This window comes from Hymenobacter roseosalivarius DSM 11622 (assembly GCF_900176135.1).
In the GTDB taxonomy this organism is placed as follows: Bacteria; Bacteroidota; Bacteroidia; order Cytophagales; family Hymenobacteraceae; genus Hymenobacter; species Hymenobacter roseosalivarius.
This window is the reverse complement of the sequence record NZ_FWWW01000114.1, coordinates 1-5,634: the sequence shown is the minus strand read 5'-3', so window position 1 is coordinate 5,634 and position 5,634 is coordinate 1. Positions and strand designations below refer to the sequence as shown.

Genomic DNA, 5,634 nt, shown 5'->3' with positions numbered 1-5,634 from the left:
AACCTTTTCATAGCAGGAGGCGAAGCACCATCTGGGCGAAAAAGCACCCGAACGCGACCGGCACACCCCTGCGATTCTTCGACTGGGGGGCTTTTTGCGGCGGTTGCCCGCGCTTTCCGGCAACCCGGAGCCACCTCTTTTTACGGGAGCAGCGCGGGCGTTAGGGCCAGTCCGGAAACCTAAACTACTCGCGGGCTTTACCTACTGGTACTTCCAGGCTGGGCGCACGGAGGGGAATGGTCGGGAAGGACTTGGTGAAGAAAACGGATGATTACCAGCGTCAGAAGGGGCTGGAACCTCACTAAACGAAGAACCCAGCTCTTTTTTAAGCCGGACACCTCATAGGTGCCGGCACCGAAATCATACAGGGGCCCGGTTTGCTCCTGATCCAAAGGGCTTTTGGCTGCCTAAATAAGTAGGCCAGCTTACCAGCTAATTTACTAAAATATATTTAATTAATTATAGCGTACTTATAGTAGTGTATCGCGCTACCCTAATGAGTATATGTTAGCAGCGCCAAACCCCAGTCGCTATTAAGTAAAAAAGCCTCCCAGACTCCATTGGGGGGCTCTTTTATTTTGTTTAATGATACTTAGGCCGTACAGACAGCTGGGCAACCCCATTCTGGCAGCCCCGCGCAGGCTTAGTTCGCTTTGATAATCCGGTAATGCTTAACGGTGACGCCACTACCCACCATTAAGGTGTATACGCCGGCTGGCAACTGCCTGCCCAGGCTGACGGGCTTCCCGGTGGGCACATCGTCTGCCACAAGTACTACTTTGCCCAGCATGTCATAGATCTTTACGGTGTGTTTACCGGTGTCCTTCGCTTGTATGTGCAGTGAGAGCTGGTCGGTAAAGGGGTTCGGATAAACCTGTACCTGCTCCGCGGCCCAAGCGCCTGCTCCGCCAGGCAGCGTGGCCGCACTGGTCTGGGCGGCCACGCTGCCATTTGCCACCCGGAAACTAATGGTATAGGCATTGCCGCCACTGTTGGTAGCGTTGGTCGCGTATGGCTTTGCTGACAACGTGTAAGCGCCGATCTGCGGCCGCCAGGCACTGTTTTTACCTTCGACGATCAACGTAAATGGGACCGCTTTATCACTGTTCGTGCGTTGCTCCGTACCCGTCAGGGTAAAGTCTACCCGGCTTACGGTTGCAGTGCCAGGTTTGGCTCTGATGTTAAAGCTTGTCCCCTTCATCAGGTCGATGACGCCCCCTTCAGCAAGCTCTGATTCCGCCTTGGTAGTGTTATCTATAAGCATAAAGCTGACGATTTGCGGGCCAGCCGGCGCTGGATTAACGGTCACGTTAACATCGTCGAAAGCACTTGCTCCACCATTATCAACTACTGTTAAGCGGAATGTGTAGCTACCGGCCACCAGACCGCTGACGGTTAAATTTTGCGTAGCCGCCCCGCTCAGCGTAGCCGCTTTTCCACTAATCTTGGTCCAGCCGTAGCTGCTGATTGTTCCGTCAGGGTCCGAACCCTGACCATTTAATGTTATTAAACTGGTGGTAATAGTCTTATCCGTGCCCGCATCCGCGGTAGGTAGCTGATTGGGCATGGACGAGCAATCTGGATAAAGCGTCACTTCTTTCTTCGTGGCTAGCCCCAACGCATCCGTTACCGTGAGGCTAATCCGGTACGAGTAGATTTCTGTGCCGCAACCCAGTGGGGTAATCGTGGTAGTGGTTTCCGGATTGGTATTGATGGGCTCAGGGTGGTTGTGGTCGTCATGATAAAGCGTCGTTTGCCACTCATACGTAAGCTGACTACTGCTGTGTTCCGGATCTGTGACAGTAGCCCTTAAAGGATAAATGGTCGTTTTGTCCATTGGGTACTTAGTGCCATCAGTCGGACTAGTGATCGAGACCTGAGGCGGCATATTGTTAGCTGACATGACCAGGGAGGTCTGCCCGCTGAGCGAATTGTCTTGTACGGTCAGCGTAACCGTATAATTGGTAGGGCTCCCTGCCGCATAGGTATGGATGGGGTTGGCGGCCGTACTGCTTCCTCCATCCCCGAAGCTCCACGAGTAGGTTAAAGGACGGCCATCCGGGTCATACGATTTATCGCCCGTAAACTGTACCGTGAGCGGTCCGGGTCCATAGGTCTTGTCGGCGGAAGCGACGGCGATGGGCGCGCGATCAGGAGCCCGGTACACTATTTTCCGGATTTCGGACGGATAAAAACTAACATAGTAAAGGGCCCCGTCGGTGGGGTGAGTAGTCATAGAAACGACGACCGCATTGTCAGCGATAAAGTCTTTGACAGCCAACGGTTTGTTAGTGGCATCTACACTAAGCGTGCGAATAAATCCGGTCACGTAGTCGCCAAAAAAACAGGTGTTCCGATATTCCGGCGGATAGTCGTTTGCCGTATAGAAGGCCCCCGCTATGGCAGAGCCCCCTCTGAAGAGTGGACCCGGAACCGGCGAGGCCGGGTCATTCAGGTTGATGGTAGTGGCTGTTTCTCCGCTGAAGGTGCCAGTTCGGGAAACCGGGTCAGCCCAGTGTGCCCAGTCAATGGTAGGGCGGCTGTGCATGAACGTTTTAACCGTAGCAGGCAGGGCCTGGCCCGTACAGGGGTTAAGGTAAGTAGCCGTGCCGCTGGCTGTCTGCTGTTTAATCAGGTCCTGGAAGTAGAAGTACTGCTGAGTGCAGCCGCTGGTCCCGTACGCCGGATTGGGAGCGTATGTATTGTAGATATTTTTGCTCCAATATCCATCCTGCTTCTCTAAGCCCTCAAAAAGTGGCCAGCCAAAATTCATTCCCGGCCTGGTAGCGATATTAAGCTCCTCCCAGGTATTGTAGCCCACATCACCGATGTACAGCACACCCGGTCGTCCATCGCCGGGAGCAGTACTGCCCGAGCCGGGCCTGAGTGTTATTCGGAAGGGGTTGCGCAAACCCAGTGCCCATACCTTCGACTGCACTGAGCCTGGATTGGTCGACTGGTAAAAGGGGTTGCTCGGTAAGCCATTCCCCGTTTCCGGATCGAGGCGCAGCACTTTACCGTTGTAGCTTTCCAGCTGCTGGGAGCGTAGGGCCCCGACATTTTGCTGGCTCGGGATGATACCGTCGGCTAAAGCCTGGGTATAATACGTTTCGCTGGCACTGCCCACATCGTCGCTGTTATAGCTGGCGCCGTCGCCGGCCGAGACAAGCAAGGTGCCATCGGTGCCAAACACCAGGCTCCCTGTTCCATGACTATTATGTAAGATAGGAATGCCTGTTTCCTTCGTGGCGCCCAGCAGAATTTTGCGGCTATTTGGATTAACGCTATAGCCAGTCGTGGTTTTCGTGGCCGTATAGCGGGTCAGGCGGTTTATGGTAGCACTTTGGTAGTCATCAATGGTAGAGCTATAATTACTCGTACCAAAATTCATCAGATGATGCCGGTCGACGGTATAAAACAGGTAGAAATACCCGTTCGTATCAAACTGAGGGTGAAGGGCAAAGCCTAGTAAGCCGAAGTCTCCCCAACCGCCCACCTCCTCCCGGATATTGATCAGCAGGCTTCGCTGCCCGTTTTCCACTACCCACACGCGCCCGGGCCTTTCCCAAACGAACATCTGGCTACCCGTTTTATTGAAGGCAATACCTACGGCTTCATCCCACTGCGCGGCTACGGTTACGGAGGAAAACCCGCTGGGGGGCGTTTGGGCAACTACCGGTTGCCAGCAGGGCAAGCCGAGTATGAGCAATAGAAGTAATAGTCTTGTTTTCATGACAGGGTAGAGGTTGCCTGACAATCTCGCTTCAGATCAGCAGGTGTGGGTGGTAGTAAGATGATGGACCTTTTTCGCCATGAGCGGATAGTGGGTAATGCGCTGATAATGAATGAGTAATGCAGGTGCTAATAAGTGCATCGTGGCCGATCAGGGGCTTAAGGGGTAGTTTTTTGCTATCCTTTCAAACGTGGTGTTCGCCATTTTACTGGCTCCTGGGGGCAAATTCTGGCGCGGGGCTGTACCACGAAAACCATAAGTAACTGTCAGAAGAGCTCAAGTATGCATCTCTGCAATTCAGCAAGTGTAGATGATGAGCGCTTGTTATAATTTGAAATATAGAAATAATAATTATAAATAAAGTAGTTTCGCTTTTATAAATTTTGCAATTATTTATATAATTATTCGGCGTACATAGTACGTGTCGGGTATTCTTAAAAGAATGGTAAAACCTACCTTGATTTTATTTTAAATAAATTCTGACTGTATTTGCCCTTAAGCAGAACCGTAGCCTATGGCCTTCTAAGAATATTTTCGTTCGGTTCATCAAATAAGCAAATAAGGTTATGTTTTGCCTCTTATGCTCTCCACTATTGGCTACTATTCGGTAGGTATATATTCCTAAAGAGTTTTTCTAATAGGTAAGAGATGATGGCCTGTTAGCTTACCTGGATGCGTATCGAAACATTTCGCAAAAAAAGCCCCCCAGCAGCATGTTGAAGGCTATTGGGGGGCTTTTTTGCTTCTATTGTAGCTGCAAACAGCTGCCAGCATCTTGATTTACGGGCAAGCAGCCTTTGTCGTCAGACTCCCGATCAGGAGGCCTGCAGCTGGGGCTGCCACTGCTGCAAATGCAGGGAAGAGTCGCGGAGGCGAAGCTCTGGCTTGAGAACGATAGGTGGGGGGGCGTACTGGGGGCCGCGCTTACAGAGCTGCAAAAACAGGCGGACCGCTGTTTCGCCCATCTGTTCGGCCCGCTGATCTACGGCGGTTAGGCGGGGGGTGGTCATGGTGGTGAAGGGCTCGTTGCTGAAGCAGGCCAAAGCAATATCCTGGGGCACCCGCACGCCTTGCTCGCGCAGCACTTCCAGCGCGCCCACCGTTGGGATGGCATAGGCCGCAAACACCGCGTCGGGCGGCTGCGCCAGCCCTAGCAGGTGCTCCATGCCCTGGCGCCCCGACTCCTGACTTAGGGCGGGCAGCGCGTACACCAGCTGCTCATCATCAGCGGGCAGGCCATGCGTCCGAAGCGCCTGCGCGTAGCCCAGGTAGCGGTTGCGGCTGGTGTTTAAGTGTTGAGGACCAGCTAAATGCGCTATCCGCGTGCAGCCCTGCTCAATCAGATGAGTTACTGCCTGGTAAGCGCCGGAAAAGTCGTCGAGCACGACGCCCGTGCTGCCGGCCAGCTCGGGCATACGGTCGAAAAACACCAGCGGCGTGCCCTGCTGTCGTACCTGCTCAAAGTGGTCCATCTGGTCGTGTGTCGTGGCCGACACCGATATCAGAATACCTTCCACCTGGGCCGAAAGCAGCGTTTCGACGTTGCGCCGCTCGCGCCGCACGTCTTCGTTTGATTCGCACAGCAGCACGTTGTAGCCCGCTTTGCTAGCGATGGTTTCGATGCCATGCATTACGGCCGGAAAGAAATAGCCTTTTATATGCGGGACAATCACGCCCAGGGTGCCGCTGCGGCCTTTGCGCAGGGCAGAGGCTAGCTGGTTGGGCCGATAGTTCAGCTCCTGAGCCAGCTGGCGCACGCGGGCTTTGGTCACCTCGCCAATATCTTTTTTGTCGGCCAATGCCCTTGATACCGTCGCTACCGACAAATTTAGCGCCCTGGCTATGTCGATAATGGAAACACGCTTCGGATTAGGTGCCATACGTTGAGTTCTAAAGAAAAA

At 53.5% G+C, this 5,634-nt stretch carries 2 protein-coding genes; both read right to left on the bottom strand.

The window, feature by feature from the left end:
* Window positions 1-643: 643 nt before the first annotated feature.
* On the bottom strand, window positions 644-3,733 hold the full coding sequence (locus tag B9A24_RS21105) for a PKD domain-containing protein (RefSeq protein WP_084448092.1): 3,090 nt from the start codon (window positions 3,731-3,733) through the stop codon (window positions 644-646).
* A gap of 815 nt (window positions 3,734-4,548) precedes the next feature.
* Window positions 4,549-5,634, bottom strand: a 1,086-nt coding sequence (locus tag B9A24_RS21100) for a LacI family DNA-binding transcriptional regulator (RefSeq protein ID WP_234997599.1), incomplete at its 5' end; no start/stop codon positions are given.